Genomic DNA, 690 nt, shown 5'->3' with positions numbered 1-690 from the left:
CTCTCCTGCACCCTCAGCTTCGGCGGTTCTGTCGCAAATATAGCTAGAGGTGTGACAGAACCGAAAATTAAGGGACAAATTGCTTTTAGAAAAGTGTTCTGAAAAACTTGAGCAAAACATAGGTTAATTAAACTATCATGAAGGAATTTAAAATATTAACATTCACCTTTATGATAATTTTTTTAGGTTGGTGGTTAGTCTTATCCCCGGTATCTTTTCCTATTAATGATGAATCCAAATACATATACAGTTCAGATGGAAAATGGAAGTTGGTAATATCCCCAATAAAAATAACAACTCCGATATCTTTAGTTCAGCGGATTTTTAATAAGAAATACATCGTTTTATTCGATAAAAATGGGAAGTATGTTGGTCAGAATTCACCATTTTGCACGATGGTTATTAGAGAATATGAAGAATTTTATGTCGGTTTTCCATCTGAACATGATAAATATCTTTACTTTCAACCCGAAGAATGTGATTACACAATACCTATTAATAAAAAAGAGTGGTGGAGTAAAATTATAGAATTTATTTTTTACTGATAATCGTTAATAACAATTCCGTTACTGATGTAATGAAATTAGCTTGTTAAAAAAACGAGGTTGTTGCAACAAGCCCGTGAATCGAATGATGGGGAAGGCGGTCCATCCCAACAATTTTCGAGTCTCTTGTCGAACTTTAGAAGAA

Annotated in this window: 1 protein-coding gene; it reads left to right on the top strand. The window is 33.3% G+C overall.

Features of this window, described 5'->3' with window-relative positions:
* Window positions 1–137: 137 nt before the first annotated feature.
* A complete protein-coding gene (locus tag VSA01S_RS19855; RefSeq protein ID WP_145993933.1) occupies window positions 138–545 on the top strand; it encodes a DUF6201 family protein in 408 nt (135 codons plus the stop codon).
* Window positions 546–690: the final 145 nt, after the last annotated feature.

The organism is Vibrio sagamiensis NBRC 104589 (genome assembly GCF_007990935.1).
Classification (GTDB): domain Bacteria; phylum Pseudomonadota; class Gammaproteobacteria; order Enterobacterales; family Vibrionaceae; genus Vibrio; species Vibrio sagamiensis.
This window is presented reverse-complemented; position numbering and strand designations above follow the sequence as displayed.